Here is a 19,670-nt window from a genome sequence, read left to right on the forward strand (position 1 = left end):
TAGGAAGGGTATAAATGGATGTTACTGATACCCTTTAATTGGGTAGAATTTATACATGGATAATTTTATTGTTGGAGGAATGGACATGAAATGCAAAATTAATCGTAATGCAGCAAAGGTCTTACAAAAAATGCTGAGCACTGAAGAAGCCGAAGGGAAAATGATTCGTGTATATATCACCCATATGCATGGCGATCATGCCCATTATGACATGAAACTAGATACACCGACCGAGCATGATGAAATCGTCAAAACAGATAAAGATATCGATATTTTGCTTGATTCACGTGAAGAATTTCTGGATGGTGTTTGGATTAAATATTTTTATGTACCTGAAGAAGGCTTTGAAATCACGAACCCTTCTAAAGAACCGCACGGACATCATCACCATTAAGAGTAAAGGGGGAGGATTGGCATGAATCAAAAATACGAAAAGATCTTTCAACCATATATATTTCCATCAGGGGTAGAAGTGAAAAATCGTATCATGATGGCTCCTATGACCACTTATTCTTCGGATGATCAAGGCGTTGTAACCGATGATGAACTGGCCTATTACGCTGAACGCTCGGCTGGTGTAGGCGCAGTGGTCACTGCATGTGCCTATGTATCTGCTGGAGGCAAGGGATTCCCGGGCCAACTTAGTGCAGATGACGATTTCTTTATCCCATCCTTGAGAAAACTAGCTGAAACGATTCAGTCAAACGGGTCAAAAGCGATTCTACAAATATATCATGGAGGCCGGCAAAGTCCGCCGGAATTATTGCCTGATAACCAACCTATATCTGCAAGTGCCATTGCTTCCAGCGAGGAAGCACCTGTACCGCGGGAAATGAGTGAAGATGAAATACAAGACGTTATTAAGGCATTTGGCGAAGCAACAAGAAGGGCCATCGAAGCAGGATTCGATGGTGTGGAAATCCATGGTGCCAATACGTACTTGCTTCAACAATTCTTCTCGCCGCACTCGAACCGTCGTACGGATAACTGGGGTGGAACACTGGGAAAACGATTGATTTTCCCGCTTACCATTGTGAATGAAGTCGAGAAAACGGTTGCTGAGCATGCGAAAAAGCCGTTTATCATCGGCTACCGCCTTTCTCCTGAAGAAGGCAGCAATCCTGGAATCACTTTAGATGATACGATCCAATTCATTGATAGATTAGCGAATCAAAATCTGGATTATCTACATATATCGGTAGGTCACTTCTGGAATGGCTCATTCCGTGAGAGTGATAGGACAAAGTCGCGCATCGTTAAAATTTACGATAAAGTAGGTAATCGTATCCCGGTGGTCGGTGTAGGATCACTGCATACACCCGATGAAGTTGCAGAAGCTATGGAAACGGGTGTCCCTTTTATCGCCCTTGGCCGTGAACTTCTTATGGAACCGCATTGGATTGAAAAAATCAGGTCGGGAAAAGAAGCGGAAATACGGACTACCCTCTCAAAAAAAGATCAGGATGAATTGGTCATTCCAGATCCGCTTTGGGAAAAGTTGATTCAGATAAAAGGTTGGCTCCCGGTTGTGGAGTGATTAGCAACATCTTGAATATGTATAACCCGTCCTCCAAAGGTGGACGGGTTTTGTATGTGTTCATATGAAACTAAAAAACGAGATGTAAGTTATTCTTCTATTGTTAAAAAGAGAGATTGATTCAGCAGAATTAACGTCCTTTATTTTAGTATTGATTCTGGATTTAATCATTCCATGATAGTGAATACTATCTTGAATACTTATGTTTTACAAATAGTCAAATATGAATTAAAGTAATATAACCAAAAAATATTTGTACCAATGAATAAAATATATTATCATCAATTTAATAAGATGGTATGAAAACGGAGGGTTTATAATGAAGTTTCCACACGATTTTTTATTCGGAGCTGCTTCTGCTTCTTTTCAAATAGAAGGAGCATGGGATGAAGATGGTAAAGGTATAACGAATTGGGATGTCTTTTCAAAGATTCCAGGGAAAACATACGAAGGTACAAACGGGGATGTAGCGATAGACCATTATCATCGTTACAAAGAAGATATTAAATTAATGGCAGAGATGGGACTTGAATCATATCGGTTTTCCATTTCATGGGCACGTATTTTGCCAACCGGTGACGGGGAAACCAATGAAAAAGGCTTGGAATTTTATAATAATGTTATTAATGAATGTTTAAAATATGGGATTGTTCCATTTGTTACGCTGTATCATTGGGATTTGCCTTTGACGCTTGAACAGGATGGGGGATGGACGAATAAGCGAACAGCTGAAGCGTTCGTCAAGTATGCGGAGATTTGTTTTCGCGCATTCGGAGACCGCGTCAAACATTGGATCACGTTTAATGAAACGGTTATGTTTTGCGGTTTGGGGTATTTAAAAGGCGCGCACCCTCCTGGAATCCAAAACGATGAAAATAAATACTTTCAAGCGACACATTACGTTTTTTATGCACATGCAAAAGCGGTAGAGGTATACAAGGCACTGAATCATTACGGTGAAATTGGAATTACCCATGTATTCCTGCCAGCCTATAGTATTGATGACAAACATGAGAATGTATTAGCTGCTCGGCATGCCAATGAATATGAAACTTTTTGGTATTATGACCCAATTTTAAAAGGGGAATATCCATCTTACGTGGTTGAGCAATTAAAGGAGAGAGGCTGGACACCAAGTTGGACCGAAGAAGAACTGGATACGCTAAAAAGAAATGCGGAGAAAAATGATTTTATTGGTCTCAACTATTATCAGCCCATTCGCGTGGAAAAAAATCGGGAAGCCGTTTCAAACATGGAGCATTCAAGAGAAACTTCTACTCTAGCTCCAGGAAATCCGTCTTTTGATGGCTTTTATCGGACCGTAAAAATGGAAGATAAAACATATACAAAATGGGGCTGGGAAATCTCACCTCAAGGATTTTTAGATGGGCTGCATATGTTAAAAGAACGTTATGGTGATATTAAGATGTATGTTACAGAAAACGGACTTGGTGATGAGGATCCGATTATCGATGGTGAAATAGTGGATGTTCCCCGTATTAAATATATTGAGGAACACTTAAAAGTGATTAAGCGTGCAATCAAAGAAGGCATCCATTTAAAAGGGTATTACGCATGGTCTGTCATTGATCTATTAAGTTGGTTAAACGGGTATAAGAAGCAATACGGATTTATTTACGTGGATCATCATGATCAGTTAAACCGAAAAAAGAAGCTCTCGTTTCATTGGTATAAGCATATTATCGAGACGAGAGGAGAAGAGCTGTAAACTGAAAGAAAACCTCTTGATTTTAATCAAGAGGTTTTGCGTATATAGAGTCTTGAGTTTTTGTCAGAGCATGTTTTGAGCAATCTTTCTCAAAACATGCTTTTTCTATTGGTTATTAATCAAGGTTTCCGGTATGGGAAATTAGTCCAAAGTTCAAACCTCCTGATTCGTAGTCTGAATCTCCGGCTTCAAATTAACTAGACTGGAAGTATGGTCCCGGATTGTAATATGCATGTAAAAATATCCAAAAGATTGTAAACAAATGTTTACATTGCTAATAATGTACAGTTTTACGTTTTACTGTATAATGTTGAAGCGTGGTCGAGACCATGTCAAATAACTTAACATAAGGAGATTACATATGACGATTATTTCTTAGTTATGAAAAGTCCCCCGTATGGTTTGTCCCGTTGGAAAAATATCCTCAACAATAGTTAGATTAATTTCGATCAAGCAACTCCCTCTAAAATGAAAGAATGTCATTTTTCCTGATGATGGTAGATCCCAACTTAAAAAACGACTAAGGATGTGAGTTTGAAAAAGATGATAAAAGATTCTAGATTTCAAGGATATAATATGAAGGGTTTTCAAAAGGACGTAACGGCAGGATTGGTCGTAGGTGTTGTAGCCATTCCTTTAGGATTGGCTTTTGCAATTGCTTCAGGCGTCGAACCGATATACGGGTTATATACGACCATCATCGCTGGAATCCTCATATCTATTTTGGGTGGCTCCAAGTATCAAATCGGAGGGCCAACCGGGGCGTTTGTTCCGTTATTATTTGGAATCGTTATGCAATATGGGTATGAAAGTTTGCTTATTGCCGGGTTTTTAGCGGGGATGATGTTAGTCTTGATGGGTCTTCTTAAGTTAGGCAATTTGATGAAGTTCATTCCCCGTCCAGTCATCATTGGATTTACAACAGGAATTGCGATAATAATCTTTTCAGGGCAAATTGCCAACTTCTTTGGTATGAAAGTGGAAAAACATGAAGCGTTCATGGCTAACATGAAGGAACTGGTAATTAAAGCAGACACGTTCAATATATATAGTGTGATTGTTGCTATTATATGTTTTGTCGTCATACTGCTGGCACCTAGACTTCTGCCACGAGTGCCAGGACCACTTCTGGGTCTGTTAATATCAACAATGGCAGCTTACCTTTTATTTCCCGATAAGGTGGCTACGATTGGTTCCACGTATGGAGCGATTCCGAGAGGTTTTCCGGAATTCCAAGTGCCGGAGCTTTCAGTGGAAGTCATTATCACACTCCTTCCCGTTGCTTTTACAATTGCTTTGTTAGGCGGTGTCGAATCATTGTTATCCGCTACCGTGGCCGATAACATGGGGGGAACCAAGCATGATAGTAATAAGGAATTGGTTGGGCAGGGAATCGCGAACATCGCGACCCCATTTTTCGGCGGGATACCTGCAACAGGTGCTATTGCCAGGACAGCTACCAATATAAAAAGCGGGGCAGTCTCCCCGATGTCCGGAGTCATTCACGGAATTGTCGTTTTACTGGTTTTGCTAGTACTTTCTCCATATGCAGAGCATATACCTTTGGCTAGCATGGCACCCATATTGATGTTTGTTGCCTGGAATATGAGTGAAAGAAAGGAATTCGCTCATGTATTGAAAACGAAGACGACAGATTCTGCGGTTTTGCTAGTCACCTTCCTCGTCACTGTCTTCACTGATTTAATCATGGGAGTGGGAATCGGCTTATTGATTGCATTCATCACCTTCATTGCAAAAATGAGCCACACGTTAAAGGTTAGGGAAAGAAGTCATGAGATTACTGAGATTGTTCCAATTGATAATTCGGATTCAAAGATCAATGTGTATAACTTGGAAGGTCCCCTCTTCTTTGGTTCGATAGACGTCCTGGAGTCATCGATATTGGCAAACTTGGATAATAAGACGAAAGTGTTGGTATTGAGCATGCGCCGGGTAACATATATGGACACTTCAGCAGAGGCTGCTCTATTGGCGATTGTTAACCGCATCGGAAACTATAAGGGGAAATTAATCATTTCCGGAATCCAGCAGCAACCAAAGGAATTGTTACTCAGCACTGGTTTGTATCATAAGATAGAAAAACAGCACTTTTTTAAATCGAAGGAAGATGCCCTGTTTTTTGCCAAGAAGCAGTTGAAGGGCAATTCGGATAAAGTAGTCTAATAGATTCATCCTCGAGGTCACCTTATAGGATAGTTATGTTATAGTATCGTTAACAGTAGATTTTAAAAGAAGGTGACTATCTGGGTGAATATATATCGGATTGGCCAGCTTGCTGAACTTGCAAATGTTTCGAGAAGAACCATTGACTATTACACACAATTAGGGATGCTGAACTATGAAAAAACTGGGTCAAGATATCGATATTACACAGAAGATGCTTTAAATCGTCTTCAAATGATTAATCGGTATAAAGAACAGAATTTGCCGTTGACTGAAATCAAGGAACGGTTACTTGTCTGGTCTGAAGCCACTGTTGATTCTGAGCAAGTGCTCTTGATGGTGGACAAGCTATCTACAGACCTTAAAGGACTGGAGAATGAATTGCTTGAATTAAAGCCGTTACTGGAACAGCTCGATGAACAGCAATTAACATATGCTGCACAACAGCTTTCCGTTCGGGGCAGCTCTTTATTGAGCATCATTGCCATGCTCACTTAAGCTTTTTGCCGACTTCAACAAAAAAGACCTGATTGGGTCTTTTTTTGTTGAACTGGTCATTTGAAAATCTATATCCAATTACGATTCAAACTCATAACCTGAGCTTTATATACGATAGCTGTACTTTATTTTGGCTGAACAGACCATATAGATCTTTTTTCGATAAAGATGAAGGATATAAGGGAATGGAAAAAGAAGAACTTAAGTATCTATTACTATATGAAGAGGTGAAAAGGAATGATTGGATCAATAGTTACGACGGTAAAAGGACATCTTCAAGGTACTATGGAAAACGATATATGCGTTTGGCGTGGAGTCAGGTATGCGAAAGCGCCGATTGATGGTCTGCGTTTCCGCTCACCGGAGCCAGTTGATAATTGGAGCGGTGTCATGGATGCGGTGGATTTTGGTCCCATCCCCCCGCAGCCGATGGATCGGGCGGTAAGAACAGGAATGACCGGAAATGAAAAAATGGATGAGGATTGCTTGTTCCTGAATATTTGGTCGCCTAGAGCTGATGATAAAAAACGCCCGGTCATGGTGTGGATTCCTGGAGGAGCATATATAACGGGAGCTGGATCGCTTGATATGTACAATGGACACTTGTTGGCGAAAAATGGAGATGTGGTCGTGGTAAGCATCAACTATAGGCTGGGGGCACTGGGATATCTGGATTTTACCGAGTTGGCAGGTGATGGGGAAATATTTGAAACCAATTTAGGTTTACGTGATCAAGTTGCGTCTCTGAAATGGGTTAAAGAGAATATAGAAGCATTTGGCGGCGACCCTGAAAATGTTACGATATTTGGTGAATCAGCTGGAGGTAATGCGGTGACGACTTTACTTACTGTTCCTTCAGCGAGAGGTCTTTTTAAACAGGCCATTGCAGAAAGTCCTGCTCCAACATCTGTTTATGGAAAAGGATTTGCGCGCCAATTCAGTGAAAAGTTCCTTGAGATATTGGGCATTGGAAAGAATGATATCCACCGGTTAAAAACACTTCCAGCTCAAGAGATTGTCGCGGCCTCCTACCAACTCTTACAGGAAAATTCACAGGCCATGCCGGGCTCACTATCATTTGGACCTGTCGTAGATGGTGACTTCCTGCCCGATTATCCACTCGATTCGATTCGATCAGGAAAAGCAAAGGGAATATCCTTGCTTATAGGAACAAATAGGGATGAAGCGACGTTTTTCGACCAGATGGATCCCCCGTTAATCCCAACCAATGCGGCGATGATTCATAAAATGTTCGAAAACACTGATCCAGAGGCGAAAGAGCGAATTACGAATGCTTATATAAATTACCCAGAAAAGGAAGCTGTGCTTGGCATTGGCCGTGATGCGACTTTCCATATTCCCTCGGTTTGGTATGCGGAGGCATACAGCCGCTTTGAAAAAACATGGATGTACCGTTTTGATTATAAAACGGCGGCAATGCGCATAAGTAAATTAGGGGCGACGCATGGTATGGAAATTCCTTTTGCCTTCCAGACTTTCGACTCTGCATTGGGGAAACGGATTACTTCATATGGTTCCAGGCCAGCTGCCCTAAAGGTTTCCCATAGAATGCAGGGCCATTGGGTCAACTTTGCGAAACATGGAAACCCCAATCCCCCGGAAGGCGAAATCTGGCCGAAATATGATGAAACGAACCACTACACAATGATTTTTGATAAAAAGGATTATATTGAAAGAGATCCTAATAGAATGATAAGGTTGGCATGGGAAGGGGTAGGGATTTACAAGTGAAAAATAGTGGAATGGAGGAAAGCGAGGAGAACATGGATATCAATAATTTCATGTCAACGAGAGTATGCGAAAACTTTTGATTTACCGAATATGATTCGTTTAGCACCTGTTGCTCTTTATACCTCTTTTCAGAAAGTCTATGAAACTGTACAGGTACTAAAAAAGATCATGGACGGCAGATTATATGAAAACTATCAAAATAAAAGGGGAATCATTGCCTAGAATGGGAGTAACATATGGAGAAAAATAAGCTGCATCGTGAATTATCATCGAATCAAATCACTATGATAGCCATGGGGTGTGCAATTGGCACCGGATTATTTTTGGGCAGCGGCCTTGCAATTTCAACAGCAGGCCCAAGTGTACTTATCAGCTATGCAATAGGTGCATTCATTGTCCTTCTACTGATGGGCTGTTTGGCGGAAATGACTGTAGCCTATCCAACATCGGGATCCTTTGGAACCATTGCTGAAAAATATATAAGTCCATTTGCTGGTTTTGTTGTGAGGTATTCATATTGGATAGCGAATGTCCTAGCCATTGGTGTCGAAGTGAGTGCGATCGCTGTTTATATGAAATATTGGTTCCCGGATGTACCTGGAAGCGTTTGGATTTTCCTTTTTGCTGCACTGCTAATCTATGTAAATGCGACGAGTGTCAATACATTCGGGAATTTTGAGTATGTATTTTCAATGATTAAAATCAGCGCCATCGTCATATTCATTCTACTGGGCGCCTACGTGGTGATTGGCGCCGAACCTCCAAGCGGGATCGGTGTAGAGAACTATGCAAATGATGGAGGGTTTATGCCTTTCGGGTTTTGGGGGCTCTGGGTCGCCGTATTCATTTCGCTCTTCAGCTTTTTAGGAACTGAGTTGATTGCGGTGACGGCGGGAGAAGCAAAGGATCCGGATGTTGCCGTCCCTAAAGCTTTGAAGGCTACTGTCTTCAGGCTTGCCACTTTTTATGTACTGACAATCGGGATCATGTTAATGATTGTTCCCTGGCAATCGGCTGGTATTGATAAAAGCCCATTTGTTAGGGTAATGGAAATCCTGAATATTCCCGGAGCATCAGGGATAATGAATTTCATTATTTTAACCGCTGCTTTATCTGCAATGAATAGTCAATTATATGCCTCCACCAGAATGATATATTCATTATCCGAGCAACAGCAGGCTCCAGCGCTATTTCAAAAAGTGAGCAGGAAAGGAGTCCCGGTAAGGGCCCTTCTCATATCCACTTTGGGAATATTTCTTGCTGCGGGAGTAAAGGTCCTGCTTCCTGATACTTCATATGCATTCATGATGGGGATATCGATGTTCGGAGCCATTTTAACTTGGTTTATGGTGTTCATTTCCCATTTATATTTCAGAAAGAGGTGGGAGAAATCAGGGGGACGCAAATTACCGGTTAAAATGTATGGATTTCCATATCTAACGATTCTTGGTGCATTTCTTTTGTTAGCTTTGACGGTATCTACCTGGTTCACTGGCCCGTTTAAAATCGTGCTCCAGTTCGGTGTTCCTTGGCTGATCTTTCTTTGCATCGTTTATTTATTGATGTCGAAAATCAAAAGAATGTAAAGGGAAAGAGGGATAGTATGGATAAGGGACCAAGAGATGAACATCGTTTGGAAGAAAGTATGGTAACTGATTTTGAAAAAGATATGTCCTATGAGGACTACCTGCATTTAAATCAAATATTATCAAGTCAGCATCGGCTTTCATCCCATCACGATGAAATGCTGTTCATCATCATTCACCAAACTAGTGAATTGTGGATGAAATTGATCCTCCATGAATTGAATGCGGCAACAGACCACATTCAGGCAGGACGTTTGGAGCCTTCCTTTAAGATGCTATCCAGAGTGGCCAGGGTCCAACAGCAACTTGTTCAATCCTGGAATGTGCTTTCGACTTTAACTCCATCCGATTATATGGAATTCCGGGAGAAACTAGGAAACTCTTCAGGGTTTCAATCATTTCAGAACAGGTTGATAGAATTTGCAATGGGTCAAAAGAATTCGCAAATATTGGCCGTTTTCCGTCATCAGCCCGAGCTTTATGAGTCGATGATGGCAGCCTTGAATAAACCTAGTATTTATGATGCGGCTGTAGGGGCTTTGGCTGCAAGAGGGCTTCCCATTGATCAATCGGTCTTGAACAGGGATTGGTCTGAAATTTATCAGGAAAATGCAAGTGTTGAAAACGCGTGGCTGACAGTTTACCGTGATGTGCATAAATACTGGGATTTGTATGAGTTGGCCGAAAAACTCGTTGATATTGGAAGTCAACAACAATTCTGGAGATTCAATCACATGAGCACCGTAGAACGGATCATCGGTAATAAAAAGGGAACTGGCGGATCGTCCGGTGTAAGTTATCTGAAGAAAGTGGTCGAACAGTCTTTTTTTCCTGAGCTTTGGACATTAAGGACCAAACTTTAAGCTTTGACCGGAGGGAGAAATACATGAATCAAGGGTTAAATATTACTCAGCGCCTGAATGAAAATAAGCCATATTGGCCATGAGATACGCAATCTCTTAATTCATCAATGGCTGAAGGGTCATCTGTCAATGTAGGGAAATCCGGATGAGTACCCATTTAGGAACTTATATTGATGCTCCCTGTCATTTTGATGGAAATGGAAAAAAATCATCGAACTTGATCTTGATTTATAAATTGGCACTGCTACTGTAGTTAAGGTGGACGAAGCTGAAAGCAATGGCATTAAAGATTTTGAAGGCATAGGGATCCGGTGGTTGTTGCTGGCAACAGGTCAATGGAAGGAACTCAGCCGTTTTCCTGAATGGATTCCATCGGTTGAACCAATTTAGCTCCCTTCCTTGCAAATAAAGGGGTGGTTGGGCTCGATTTGCCTTCTGTTGACTATCTCGGCAGCAAAGTATTTCCTGCGCGCCATGGACTGTCAGCCTGTGTGTGTGATTCATATCCTCGAAGGGCTGGCCCTTGGGAGCCTCGGATGTACGATTTGGCTGCATTGCCGCTTGCATTAGAAGCTGGGGACGGGAGTCCGGTCAGGGCCGTGTTGAAAAAGAAAGGTTGATGAGGGGGATAAAAGGATGGGCAAAATTGGAGTTTATGGATCTTCCTTCGATCCGGTCACGAATGTGCATTTATGGACAGCATCGACCATTGCGCATCGCGCTAAGCTAGACAAGGTGATTTTTTTGCCTTGCGCGGATGGCCGTATTGATAAACAGATGAAAACGAGCAATGAACACCGTTGGGAAATGCTCAAGCTGGCCATAGGGGGCAATCCACTATTCGAAGTTAGTGATTATGAAATAAATGAACGAGCCGGAACGAGTAAACAATATACTTGGTATACGATGGAATATTTTAAATCACGATTTCCAAAGGACGAAGTTTATTTCATAATGGGTGCAGATTTACTTGAAGATATTGATAATCAGGAGTTACCGGTACACTTACGATGGAAATTCAGGGAAAAATTGATTGCCAATCATAAATTCATCGTCATGGCACGGGATGGGATCGATATGCTGAAAATCATATCAAAAAGTCCATTGCTAAGGAATTATGATGATGGCAATACATTTCACCTTATTGATAAAGGTCTATCCATGGAAATCAGTTCTACATATATAAGGGATGAATTCGCGATGGGCGGGGAACCAAGATATTTGCTGCCTGATCAGTGTTATCAGTATATCGTGGACAATAAGCTGTATCAAAAAAGATCAAATTCTTAAGTTTTGGGCTCGATCTCTCAGTTGGATCGAGCTATTTCTTTTGGAAAATTCTTTAATCTTCTATTCGTGAAAGTGTTTAAATAAAAGGGCTTGTTTATTTATAAAACACAGTTGACAACTTGGTATACTTTGCTTTATGTTAATGATACATAAATTCAGAATATTTGCTGATCAGAGAACTGAAGGCATACTATCTCCTAGAATAAAAATAAAAAGGGAAGTAGTGTGCTTTTTTTGTTGCAAAAAAACAGGGGGGATACCATGAAAAAGATGATGATATTGACAAGTTTGATTTTAGCCTTCGGTGTACTTGCAGGATGCAACTCGGAAAAAACGGAAGGGGATGGGTCATCAAAGTCAGTCGAGCTACTGAATGTGTCGTATGATCCGACACGAGAATTGTACCAGGAATTCAATGAAGCGTTCGTAAAGCACTGGAAAGAAGAATCCGGTCAGGATGTAACGATTCAACAATCCCATGGCGGATCTGGTAAACAGGGCAGGGCAGTCATTGATGGATTGGAGGCGGATGTCGTTACATTGGCATTGGCTTATGATATTGATGCCATATATGAAGCTAGTAACCTGTTAGCGAAGGATTGGCAGAAACGGTTACCGGAAAACTCGACACCATACACATCAACCATTGTGTTTTTGGTGAAAAAAGATAACCCTAAAGGCATTAAAGATTGGGATGATCTTATTAAAAAGGATGTATCCATCATTACACCAAATCCAAAGACAAGCGGAGGGGCAAGGTGGAATTACCTGGCTGCCTGGGCTTATGCGGAGAAGAATTTCGATAATGATGAAACAAAGGTGAAGGATTTCATGAAAAAACTTTATCAGAATGTTGAAGTCCTGGATTCAGGTGCACGCGGTGCAACCACCACTTTTGTAGAAAGGGGAATTGGTGACGTACTTATCGCTTGGGAGAATGAAGCCTATTTAACTCTGGAAGAATTCGGTGCTGATAAATATGAAATCGTCAATCCTTCAATCAGTATATTAGCAGAGCCACCGGTAGCTGTTGTCGATGAAGTGGTCGAGAAAAAAGGAACAAAAGAAGTGGCTGAAGCCTACCTGAAATACCTATATACGGATGCCGGTCAGGAAATTGCCGCGAAAAACTTCTATCGTCCAAGGGATGAAAAGGTTCTCGCTGAATATAAAGACCAATTTGCCAATATAGATATGGTGACGGTTGATGATACGTTTGGCGGGTGGAAAAAAGCCCAAGAAACGCATTTTAATGATGGTGGTACATTTGACGAAATTTATCAACCGCAATAAGCATGAAGGAGAAGATGGCTTACCGTCTTCTCCTTCATAAATCAGAAAAAGGGCTGAGGCGAAGCGATGAATATAGTGACAGAAGGTAAACAGACGAAAAAGAGGACCATACCCGGTTTTGGATTGACGATGGGTTTTACGCTGCTGTATCTCTCCATCATCGTTTTGATCCCGTTATCCATGGTTTTTCTAAACACATTTTCAATGGGGTTCCAGGATTTTTGGGCGACCATAACTGAACCAAGGGTTCTCGCTTCATATAAATTGAGTTTTATGACAGCGTTAACTGCGGCCTTCGTGAACGCAGTTTTTGGTGTGTTAATTGCCTGGGTGCTTACTCGTTATGAGTTTCCCGGCAAACGGATCATCGATGGATTGGTTGATTTGCCTTTTGCCCTCCCGACAGCTGTGGCAGGGATTACTTTGACCACTTTGTACTCACCGAACGGATGGATCGGGCAATTTTTCAGCTTTAAAGTCGCTTTCACTCCTGCGGGGATCATCATCGCCCTAATATTTATCGGTCTTCCATTCGTGGTGCGGATGGTTCAACCAGTACTTGAAAATATCGAAAAAGGAATGGAAGAAGCATCTGCCTCTTTAGGGGCGAATCGAATGCAGACATTCATTAAAATTATTTTCCCGGAATTGATTCCAGCGATATTGACGGGTTTTGCACTTTCTTTTGCGAGGGCACTTGGAGAGTATGGATCCGTTGTCTTCATTGCCGGAAATATGCCGTTTAAAACGGAGATTTCCCCGCTGATCATTATGACAAAGCTCGAACAGTATGATTATGAGGGTGCAACAGCTGTTGCAGCCGTCATGCTCATTATTACATTTATAATTTTGTTCACCATCAATATCTTACAATGGTGGACCGGCAAAAGATATTCAGGGAAGTAGGAGGGGACATGATGGAAAATGATAATTCAGTGGTTGCTAATAAAACGAATCACCCAGTCATTTTTACGAGAAACGCAACAAAAGAGCCTAAATCCATACAGTGGGTCCTTATTTCCATTGTCTTGCTATTTCTGACTTTATTTTTAGTTGTCCCATTAATCGCGATCTTTGTAAAGGCCTTTGAAAAAGGTGCCGAAGCTTATTTTGCGGCCATAACCCATCCTGATGCCTTGGCTGCAATTAAATTAACATTGATCGTTGTACTCATCACTTTGCCACTCAATGCCATATTTGGGGTAGTTGCTGCGTGGACCATAACAAAATATGATTTTAAGGGAAAAAACTTCTTAATAACATTGATAGATTTGCCTTTTTCCGTTTCACCCGTCATTGCTGGGTTGATTTTTGTCCTTCTGTTTGGCTTACATGGAACACTTGGTCCACTGCTGCAATCCTTTGACATTAAAGTGATTTTTTCAATACCGGGGATTGTCATCGCCTCCATTTTCATTACCTTCCCATTCATTGCGCGCGAATTGATTCCGCTCATGCAAAGTCAGGGGACGTCTGAAGAAGAGGCCTCACTCACGCTGGGGGCGGGAGGGTTTAAGACATTTTGGTATGTGACGCTTCCAAATATAAAATGGGGACTTCTATATGGAGTCATCCTTTGCAGTGCAAGGACAATCGGGGAGTTTGGAGCTGTATCGGTCGTATCGGGCCATATAAGGGGCATGACCAATACGATGCCGCTTCATATTGAAATCTTATACAATGAATATCAATTTTCGGCTGCCTTTGCCGTTGCATCCCTGATGTCCATTTTTGCAATTATAACCTTGATCATTAAAAGTTTCATAGAATGGAAAACGGACTTTAAATCAACCAAAGCGAGTTAGGAGGAATGAAATGAGTATCATCATTGAAAATGTTACAAAATATTACGGTTCTTATCAAGCACTCCAAAACATCAATTTGGAAATAAAGAGCGGTGAACTCGTAGCCCTTCTTGGCCCTTCTGGATCGGGAAAAACGTCATTACTGCGTATCATCGCGGGTCTTGAACAAGCAGAGTACGGAAAGATCCTCTTCAATGAAGAGAATTACACGCATAAGCATGTAAAAGATAGAAATGTGGGTTTCGTCTTTCAGCATTATGCCCTTTTTCGTAATATGACCATTTTTGATAATATCGCCTATGGATTAAAGGTCCGTCCTAAAAAAATAAGGCCCAGTAAAGAAGTTATTGAACAAAAGGTTACTGAATTGCTTCAGCTCGTCAAGCTGGAAGGATATAAAGATCGTTATCCATCCCAATTATCAGGCGGCCAGCGCCAGCGTGTCGCATTGGCAAGGGCACTTGCGGTTGAACCGAATATCCTTTTGCTTGATGAACCATTCGGGGCATTGGATGCCAAGGTTCGCAAAGAACTTCGGCGTTGGCTAAGAAGGCTTCATGATGAATTCAATGTTACTAGTGTGTTCGTGACGCATGATCAGGAAGAGGCGATGGATGTTGCTGATCGGGTCGTAATCATGAATGAAGGGAAAATTGAACAGATTGGAACTCCGGAAGAAGTATATGATCACCCGGAAAATCCCTTTGTTTATGATTTTCTCGGCAGTGTCAATCTTTTCAAAGGCAATGTTCATCAAGGTAAATTGGTAACTGGGAATGTAGAAATGAATGCCCCGGGCAGCGAAGATGGTGTGGGCACTGGTTATGTAAGGGCTCATAACTTTATCATAGAAAGAGAACCATCTGAAAAGGGTTCGATTGCATCCATAATTGACCACATCCATACAATTGGCCCCATCGTTCGGATAGAAGTCATTCGTCAGGATACAAACGAACCGCTGGAAATCGAACTGACGAAAGAACAATATTTGAATCTGGAAATAAGCAAAGACGAAAGTGTATTTGTCCGACCAAAAGAAATGAAGGTTTTTGTCGACTATATGGCTGGAATTTAAGAATAGGTCGAAAATTGACGAAAAAACCGCTGATGGGCGGTTTTTTTGTTTTTTTAATAGGGATGTCAGCGGACCTTCCTGTATGTAAGGGAAATAAGCTGCAATCTGTTTCAAAAGGGCTTCCATCATTCGGAAATGGTCAGTGTTAATCTGCCAATAGTCTGTGGTCCCTTGGTGCTAAGCACTAGATAGAAAGTCTTGCATCAAAATACGAAGGTCGTTATGTAAAAAAATGGTTGTTTTATCACACGAAAAAGTCGAATTTTTATGTTTTATGTTAAAATTGAAATATAATTGTAATATTGCTATTACGCATTTGACAAAATCTGATGATATACTACGACTTAGATGAAAACATAGTAGAGTTTAAGAAATGTATTTAATATAATTACAATCTTAGAAAATTACATAAAGAGTAAAAAAAATAGAGAAGAGTTCCCAGCAATTTATTTTGACTAATAATTTTTCATAGAGAAAAAGAAGTGGGTCGATGGAAATGCAAGGGGAGGAAAGCAGGGGAAATGAGTTTGAAGAAAAAACTTATCGTATTGAACACGACAATTATGCTTGGATTAGGGAGCGCTTTTGCCATACCATCTGTAAAAGCTGAATCTATCTCGGATATTCAATCGCAACGCACAGGAATACAATCAGATATTTCAGAGGCAGAACAAGTTATTCAGGAATTGAAAAAAGAACAAACGAAAATGAATTCCCAAATTGCCCAGATAGAATCGGCAATGAAAGAAAATGACCAAAAAATCAAAGATACTAAACAAGAAATTAAAGACACCGAAAAAGATATAGATTCTTTAAAGAAAGAAATTAAAGCCTTGGAAGAAAGAATCGCAAAACGCGAGGAAGTCTTGAAAGAGCGCGCCCTTTCATTCCAAGAGAGCGGCGGGGACGTTGAGTACCTAGAAGTTGTTTTAGGTTCTAAAAGCTTTGGTGAATTCGTTAATCGTGTGGGAGCGGTAGCCACTATCGTGGAAGCTGACCAACAGATTCTTAGCGAGCAGGAAGCGGATAAAGCTGACTTAGAAAAAAAACAAGAGACTGTTGAGAAAAAATTGCAAAGCCTTAAGGATATGGAAGTAGAACTTAAAGGCATGCAATCTCAAATTGAAGATCAAAAAGCTGAAACTGTCAATATGAAGGCAAAGATTGAAAAGAAAGAATCGGAAACAGAGGCACTTAAACAATCTTTAGAAAATAAAGATGCTGGTTTAGAATCACAAATAGCTTCCATTCGTGAAAATATCAAAAAAGAGGAAGAACGTAAGGCATCAGAGAAAGCTGATCTTGACCGTGCTGCTGAAGAAGTGAATTCTTCAAATTCTTCTAGTGAAGAATCTTCAAGTTCTTCTAGTAAAGAATCAACAAGTTCTTCTAAAGCTGAATCGTCAGCATCTGGTTCGTCTAAAGGTGAATCATCATCTAAAATCAGTTCTGCTGATAAGCCTGCAGCAGCTAGTAAGCCTGCAGCCAGTAAAACTGAATCATCAAGCAAGCCTAGCAGTGCAAATACAGGCTCTGCCATTACAGCAGGTTATAAATATATCGGTAACTCCACATATAAATTTGGTGGCGGAAGAACGGCATCCGATATCGCTAACGGTCTTTTCGATTGTTCAGGATTCGTTGCATGGGCTTATAAACAAGCTGGTGTGAACCTTCCAGCAAGTACGGATGCATTGAAAAGTGCAGGACGTCAAGTATCTAAGAGTCAAATACAACCTGGAGATTTAGTGTTCTTCAATACCTATAAAACTGATGGGCATGTCGGTATTTATGTCGGCGGCGGCAAATTTATCGGTTCCCAAAGTTCAACAGGTGTTGCAATCGCCAATATGGAAAGCGGATATTGGGCAGGTGTATTCAACGGGCGTGTCGTTCGTGTAAACTAATCGTTCTTTAAGTAAGCAGGGGAGAAAATCCCCCTGCTTATTTTTTTTTGAAAAAAATCGAAAAAAAATGAAACTTATTTTGAAATTCAACGTAAATACTATAAGATAAAACAAGGATAGGTGATGTGGACTTTCAGTAATCTGGGTAAAGATATAATGAAACAACATTCCATACTATTAAACGGAGGCAAAAAAAACATGATGAAAAAATTTATGGCTGCATTACTTACAATTACACTAGCATTCTCGCCAGTCGGCACTTATGTATTCCAAGATCATTCGGAGTCAGTCGATGCAAGGGGTTACAAGTCTGGAAAAAGAAGTTTTAACAGCAACAACAATAACAATTCGAATTTCCAAAATAAAGAAACGAAGAAGTCCGATGCTACTACTACTAATAAAGCGAAGACTGATACAAAAAGTGGAAACTCATTCACAAAAGGCGGCTTAATGAAAGGAATTATGCTAGGTGGACTGGCAGGTTTACTTTTTGGTAGCCTATTCGCCAATATGGGCGCGCTTGGTTCTATACTAGGACTATTAATCAACGTGATAGCAGTTATTGCATTAATCGTTGTAATCCGTAAAATATTCACATATTTCAAAGATAAGAAGAAGAAAGAGGATCCAAACCCATGGAGAGGCTAAAGATTTCCGAACAAGATATCATCAACGCGGTTTGTGTTTATATTGGCCGTAAAAAGCAGGTACAACCTAATGAGGTAGAAGTGGAGTTAATGTATGATGATGATTATGGCTTTTCGGCAGAAGCGTTTGTCGATGGCCGGAAACAAGTGTTAATTACCATCAACTTGATAGAAGCGCTTCGCTTATGGCTGGATGAATATATGAATAAAGATCCATACTCAGGTATTGAACTTGTTTTGGATGATGAAGAAGGCATAGTGGCTTTAGTAAGTGAAAGTAATAGATAAGTAAAAAAGGATGCCGTAAACGGCATCCTTTTTTTTATTTAATAAGGCACAAGTCGATCTGTGCGGAGGAAAAGGATAAAAGTGAAATAGAATAATAGTAAAGCGAACTAAGCAAAATCCTAGATTACCAACACTTATTTTAAACTCAGAAATATATATTTTCCATTTGTTGCAAAAAATGGTCCTTGGAAGTAGGATGGATATATGTTCAAGTAAAAGGAGGAGAAAAAGTGAAAGGTTATATTGAAGATATCACTTTTTTAAATGAAATGGCCATAAAGTTCGGCAATGAAAAAGTGGAAGCGATACTTGCGCCATCTTTAGGAAGCAATCTGCTTTCGTTGAAGTACAAGCATAAGGATATTGAGTTGCTGCGCACTCCGGATAGTGTGGAAGAGTATAAAAAAGCTCCCATTTTGTACGGAATGCCAATCCTATTTCCTCCTAATCGAATTGAAGATGGTCAATTTACATATAAGGGGACTGTGTATAAGTTTCCAATCAATGAAATGAAAAAATCCAATCATATTCATGGTTTTTTGCATGACAAGCCGTGGCAAGTCTGCAAAAAGGAAGTGAACGGGAAAGAAATCGTCATTAATACTGAATTTTCAAGCAGTGATTTTGATCTAAAAGGTAGCTTTCCACAAGATATCACTGTGAATATGTCTTTGTCTTTAAGAGCTGAAACATTGGATATCCAATTGGAAATCACCAACAAGGGCATTGAACCCTTTCCATGGGGAGCAGGTTATCATACTGTATTCAATTTTCCATTTGGACCAGGGAGTAAATTGGGGGATTGCAAAATATCTCTTCCCGTCAATAAACAATGGGAGTTGAATGAAAGGTCATTGCCCACTGGTGCAATTCATGAAACGGCCAATACATTGGAAATCCAAAACGGTTTTAGCTTGGACGGCCGGCTGTTTGATGACCTATTTGGCTATGATGAGGAAAGAGCTCTGGAAAACGCGTGCATTCTCTCCGACCAAGAGGCGGGCATACAGGTCATCTATCATGGCGATCAACATTTTAAGTTTTGGGTATTGTTCAACCAGGAGGGGTTCGTATGTCCTGAACCATATACATGGGTAACGAATGCTCCTAATTTGGATTTGTCTGCAAAATTGACTGGATTGAGGGAGTTAAGCTCAGGGGAAACGGTTCAGCTGAGAACTAGATTGGCAATAAAGGAAATATAAAAAAACACCTT

General features: G+C 40.6%; 19 protein-coding genes. All 19 read left to right on the plus strand.

Annotated elements, in window-relative coordinates:
* Positions 1–85: 85 nt before the first annotated feature.
* The 19 genes from NYE63_RS07210 to NYE63_RS07300 all read left to right on the plus strand — a co-directional run bounded on the left by NYE63_RS07210 (position 86) and on the right by NYE63_RS07300 (position 19,659).
* Positions 86–394 (plus strand): hypothetical protein, encoded by a 309-nt coding sequence (locus NYE63_RS07210; protein ID WP_063232103.1) that lies wholly within the window; start codon positions 86–88, stop codon positions 392–394.
* 21 nt (positions 395–415) lie between these two features.
* Positions 416–1,537, plus strand: a complete 1,122-nt coding sequence (locus tag NYE63_RS07215) for an NADH-dependent flavin oxidoreductase (protein ID WP_342604629.1) — start codon at positions 416–418, stop codon at positions 1,535–1,537.
* A 319-nt stretch (positions 1,538–1,856) separates the two neighbouring features.
* Positions 1,857–3,266 (plus strand): GH1 family beta-glucosidase, encoded by a 1,410-nt coding sequence (locus NYE63_RS07220; RefSeq protein ID WP_342604630.1) that lies wholly within the window; start codon positions 1,857–1,859, stop codon positions 3,264–3,266.
* Between the two features lie 543 nt (positions 3,267–3,809).
* Positions 3,810–5,450 (plus strand): SulP family inorganic anion transporter, encoded by a 1,641-nt coding sequence (locus tag NYE63_RS07225; RefSeq protein ID WP_342605700.1) that lies wholly within the window; start codon positions 3,810–3,812, stop codon positions 5,448–5,450.
* 84 nt (positions 5,451–5,534) lie between these two features.
* Positions 5,535–5,948, plus strand: a complete 414-nt coding sequence (locus tag NYE63_RS07230) for a MerR family transcriptional regulator (RefSeq protein ID WP_342604631.1) — start codon at positions 5,535–5,537, stop codon at positions 5,946–5,948.
* A gap of 237 nt (positions 5,949–6,185) precedes the next feature.
* Entirely contained in the window at positions 6,186–7,700 is a 1,515-nt protein-coding gene (locus NYE63_RS07235) for a carboxylesterase/lipase family protein (protein WP_342604632.1), read from the plus strand.
* Positions 7,701–7,936: 236 nt separating this feature from the next.
* The gene (locus tag NYE63_RS07240; protein ID WP_342604633.1) at positions 7,937–9,286 is read left to right on the plus strand and encodes an amino acid permease; all 1,350 of its coding nucleotides are present in this window, start codon (positions 7,937–7,939) and stop codon (positions 9,284–9,286) included.
* A gap of 17 nt (positions 9,287–9,303) precedes the next feature.
* Entirely contained in the window at positions 9,304–10,149 is an 846-nt protein-coding gene (gene kynA / locus NYE63_RS07245; RefSeq protein ID WP_342604634.1) for a tryptophan 2,3-dioxygenase, read from the plus strand.
* Positions 10,150–10,294: 145 nt separating this feature from the next.
* Positions 10,295–10,402 carry a hypothetical protein gene (locus tag NYE63_RS07250; protein ID WP_342604635.1) on the plus strand — a complete coding sequence of 36 codons (108 nt, stop codon included), beginning with the start codon at positions 10,295–10,297 and terminating at the stop codon, positions 10,400–10,402.
* Positions 10,403–10,577: 175 nt separating this feature from the next.
* A complete protein-coding gene (locus NYE63_RS07255) occupies positions 10,578–10,769 on the plus strand; it encodes a hypothetical protein (RefSeq protein ID WP_342604636.1) in 192 nt (63 codons plus the stop codon).
* Positions 10,770–10,785: 16 nt separating this feature from the next.
* Positions 10,786–11,439, plus strand: a complete 654-nt coding sequence (gene nadD / locus NYE63_RS07260) for a nicotinate (nicotinamide) nucleotide adenylyltransferase (RefSeq protein ID WP_342604637.1) — start codon at positions 10,786–10,788, stop codon at positions 11,437–11,439.
* Between the two features lie 261 nt (positions 11,440–11,700).
* On the plus strand, positions 11,701–12,732 hold the full coding sequence (locus tag NYE63_RS07265) for a sulfate ABC transporter substrate-binding protein (protein WP_342604638.1): 1,032 nt from the start codon (positions 11,701–11,703) through the stop codon (positions 12,730–12,732).
* A gap of 66 nt (positions 12,733–12,798) precedes the next feature.
* Positions 12,799–13,638 (plus strand): sulfate ABC transporter permease subunit CysT, encoded by an 840-nt coding sequence (cysT, locus tag NYE63_RS07270; protein WP_063232096.1) that lies wholly within the window; start codon positions 12,799–12,801, stop codon positions 13,636–13,638.
* A gap of 11 nt (positions 13,639–13,649) precedes the next feature.
* A complete protein-coding gene (gene cysW / locus NYE63_RS07275; protein WP_342604639.1) occupies positions 13,650–14,537 on the plus strand; it encodes a sulfate ABC transporter permease subunit CysW in 888 nt (295 codons plus the stop codon).
* A 10-nt stretch (positions 14,538–14,547) separates the two neighbouring features.
* Positions 14,548–15,612: a sulfate/molybdate ABC transporter ATP-binding protein gene (locus NYE63_RS07280; RefSeq protein WP_328103449.1), complete on the plus strand. Its 1,065-nt coding sequence runs from the start codon at positions 14,548–14,550 to the stop codon at positions 15,610–15,612.
* A gap of 521 nt (positions 15,613–16,133) precedes the next feature.
* Complete coding sequence (locus NYE63_RS07285) at positions 16,134–17,519, plus strand: NlpC/P60 family protein (protein WP_342604640.1); 1,386 nt, start codon at positions 16,134–16,136, stop codon at positions 17,517–17,519.
* A 201-nt stretch (positions 17,520–17,720) separates the two neighbouring features.
* The gene (locus tag NYE63_RS07290) at positions 17,721–18,167 is read left to right on the plus strand and encodes a hypothetical protein (RefSeq protein ID WP_063232145.1); all 447 of its coding nucleotides are present in this window, start codon (positions 17,721–17,723) and stop codon (positions 18,165–18,167) included.
* Complete coding sequence (locus NYE63_RS07295) at positions 18,155–18,454, plus strand: YxcD family protein (protein WP_251431205.1); 300 nt, start codon at positions 18,155–18,157, stop codon at positions 18,452–18,454. Before NYE63_RS07290 ends, NYE63_RS07295 begins: the two co-directional genes overlap by 13 nt.
* A 230-nt stretch (positions 18,455–18,684) precedes the next feature.
* Entirely contained in the window at positions 18,685–19,659 is a 975-nt protein-coding gene (locus NYE63_RS07300; protein ID WP_342604641.1) for an aldose 1-epimerase, read from the plus strand.
* The last annotated feature ends 11 nt before the right edge of the window (positions 19,660–19,670 follow it).

Source organism: Peribacillus sp. FSL E2-0159, assembly GCF_038643155.1.
GTDB classification, from domain to species: domain Bacteria; phylum Bacillota; class Bacilli; order Bacillales; family DSM-1321; genus Peribacillus; species Peribacillus simplex.

Bases quoted from the DNA above. Each gene is read 5' to 3' on its own strand.
- NYE63_RS07210 (WP_063232103.1), top strand. From the start codon at position 86: ATGAAATGCAAAATTAATCGTAATGCAGCAAAGGTCTTACAAAAAATG.
- NYE63_RS07215 (WP_342604629.1), top strand. From the start codon at position 416: ATGAATCAAAAATACGAAAAGATCTTTCAACCATATATATTTCCATCA.
- NYE63_RS07220 (WP_342604630.1), top strand. From the start codon at position 1,857: ATGAAGTTTCCACACGATTTTTTATTCGGAGCTGCTTCTGCTTCTTTT.
- NYE63_RS07225 (WP_342605700.1), top strand. From the start codon at position 3,810: ATGATAAAAGATTCTAGATTTCAAGGATATAATATGAAGGGTTTTCAA.
- NYE63_RS07235 (WP_342604632.1), top strand. From the start codon at position 6,186: ATGATTGGATCAATAGTTACGACGGTAAAAGGACATCTTCAAGGTACT.
- NYE63_RS07240 (WP_342604633.1), top strand. From the start codon at position 7,937: ATGGAGAAAAATAAGCTGCATCGTGAATTATCATCGAATCAAATCACT.
- kynA (WP_342604634.1), top strand. From the start codon at position 9,304: ATGGATAAGGGACCAAGAGATGAACATCGTTTGGAAGAAAGTATGGTA.
- NYE63_RS07250 (WP_342604635.1), top strand. From the start codon at position 10,295: ATGAGTACCCATTTAGGAACTTATATTGATGCTCCCTGTCATTTTGAT.
- nadD (WP_342604637.1), top strand. From the start codon at position 10,786: ATGGGCAAAATTGGAGTTTATGGATCTTCCTTCGATCCGGTCACGAAT.
- NYE63_RS07265 (WP_342604638.1), top strand. From the start codon at position 11,701: ATGAAAAAGATGATGATATTGACAAGTTTGATTTTAGCCTTCGGTGTA.
- cysT (WP_063232096.1), top strand. From the start codon at position 12,799: ATGAATATAGTGACAGAAGGTAAACAGACGAAAAAGAGGACCATACCC.
- cysW (WP_342604639.1), top strand. From the start codon at position 13,650: ATGGAAAATGATAATTCAGTGGTTGCTAATAAAACGAATCACCCAGTC.
- NYE63_RS07280 (WP_328103449.1), top strand. From the start codon at position 14,548: ATGAGTATCATCATTGAAAATGTTACAAAATATTACGGTTCTTATCAA.
- NYE63_RS07285 (WP_342604640.1), top strand. From the start codon at position 16,134: ATGAGTTTGAAGAAAAAACTTATCGTATTGAACACGACAATTATGCTT.
- NYE63_RS07290 (WP_063232145.1), top strand. From the start codon at position 17,721: ATGAAAAAATTTATGGCTGCATTACTTACAATTACACTAGCATTCTCG.
- NYE63_RS07295 (WP_251431205.1), top strand. From the start codon at position 18,155: ATGGAGAGGCTAAAGATTTCCGAACAAGATATCATCAACGCGGTTTGT.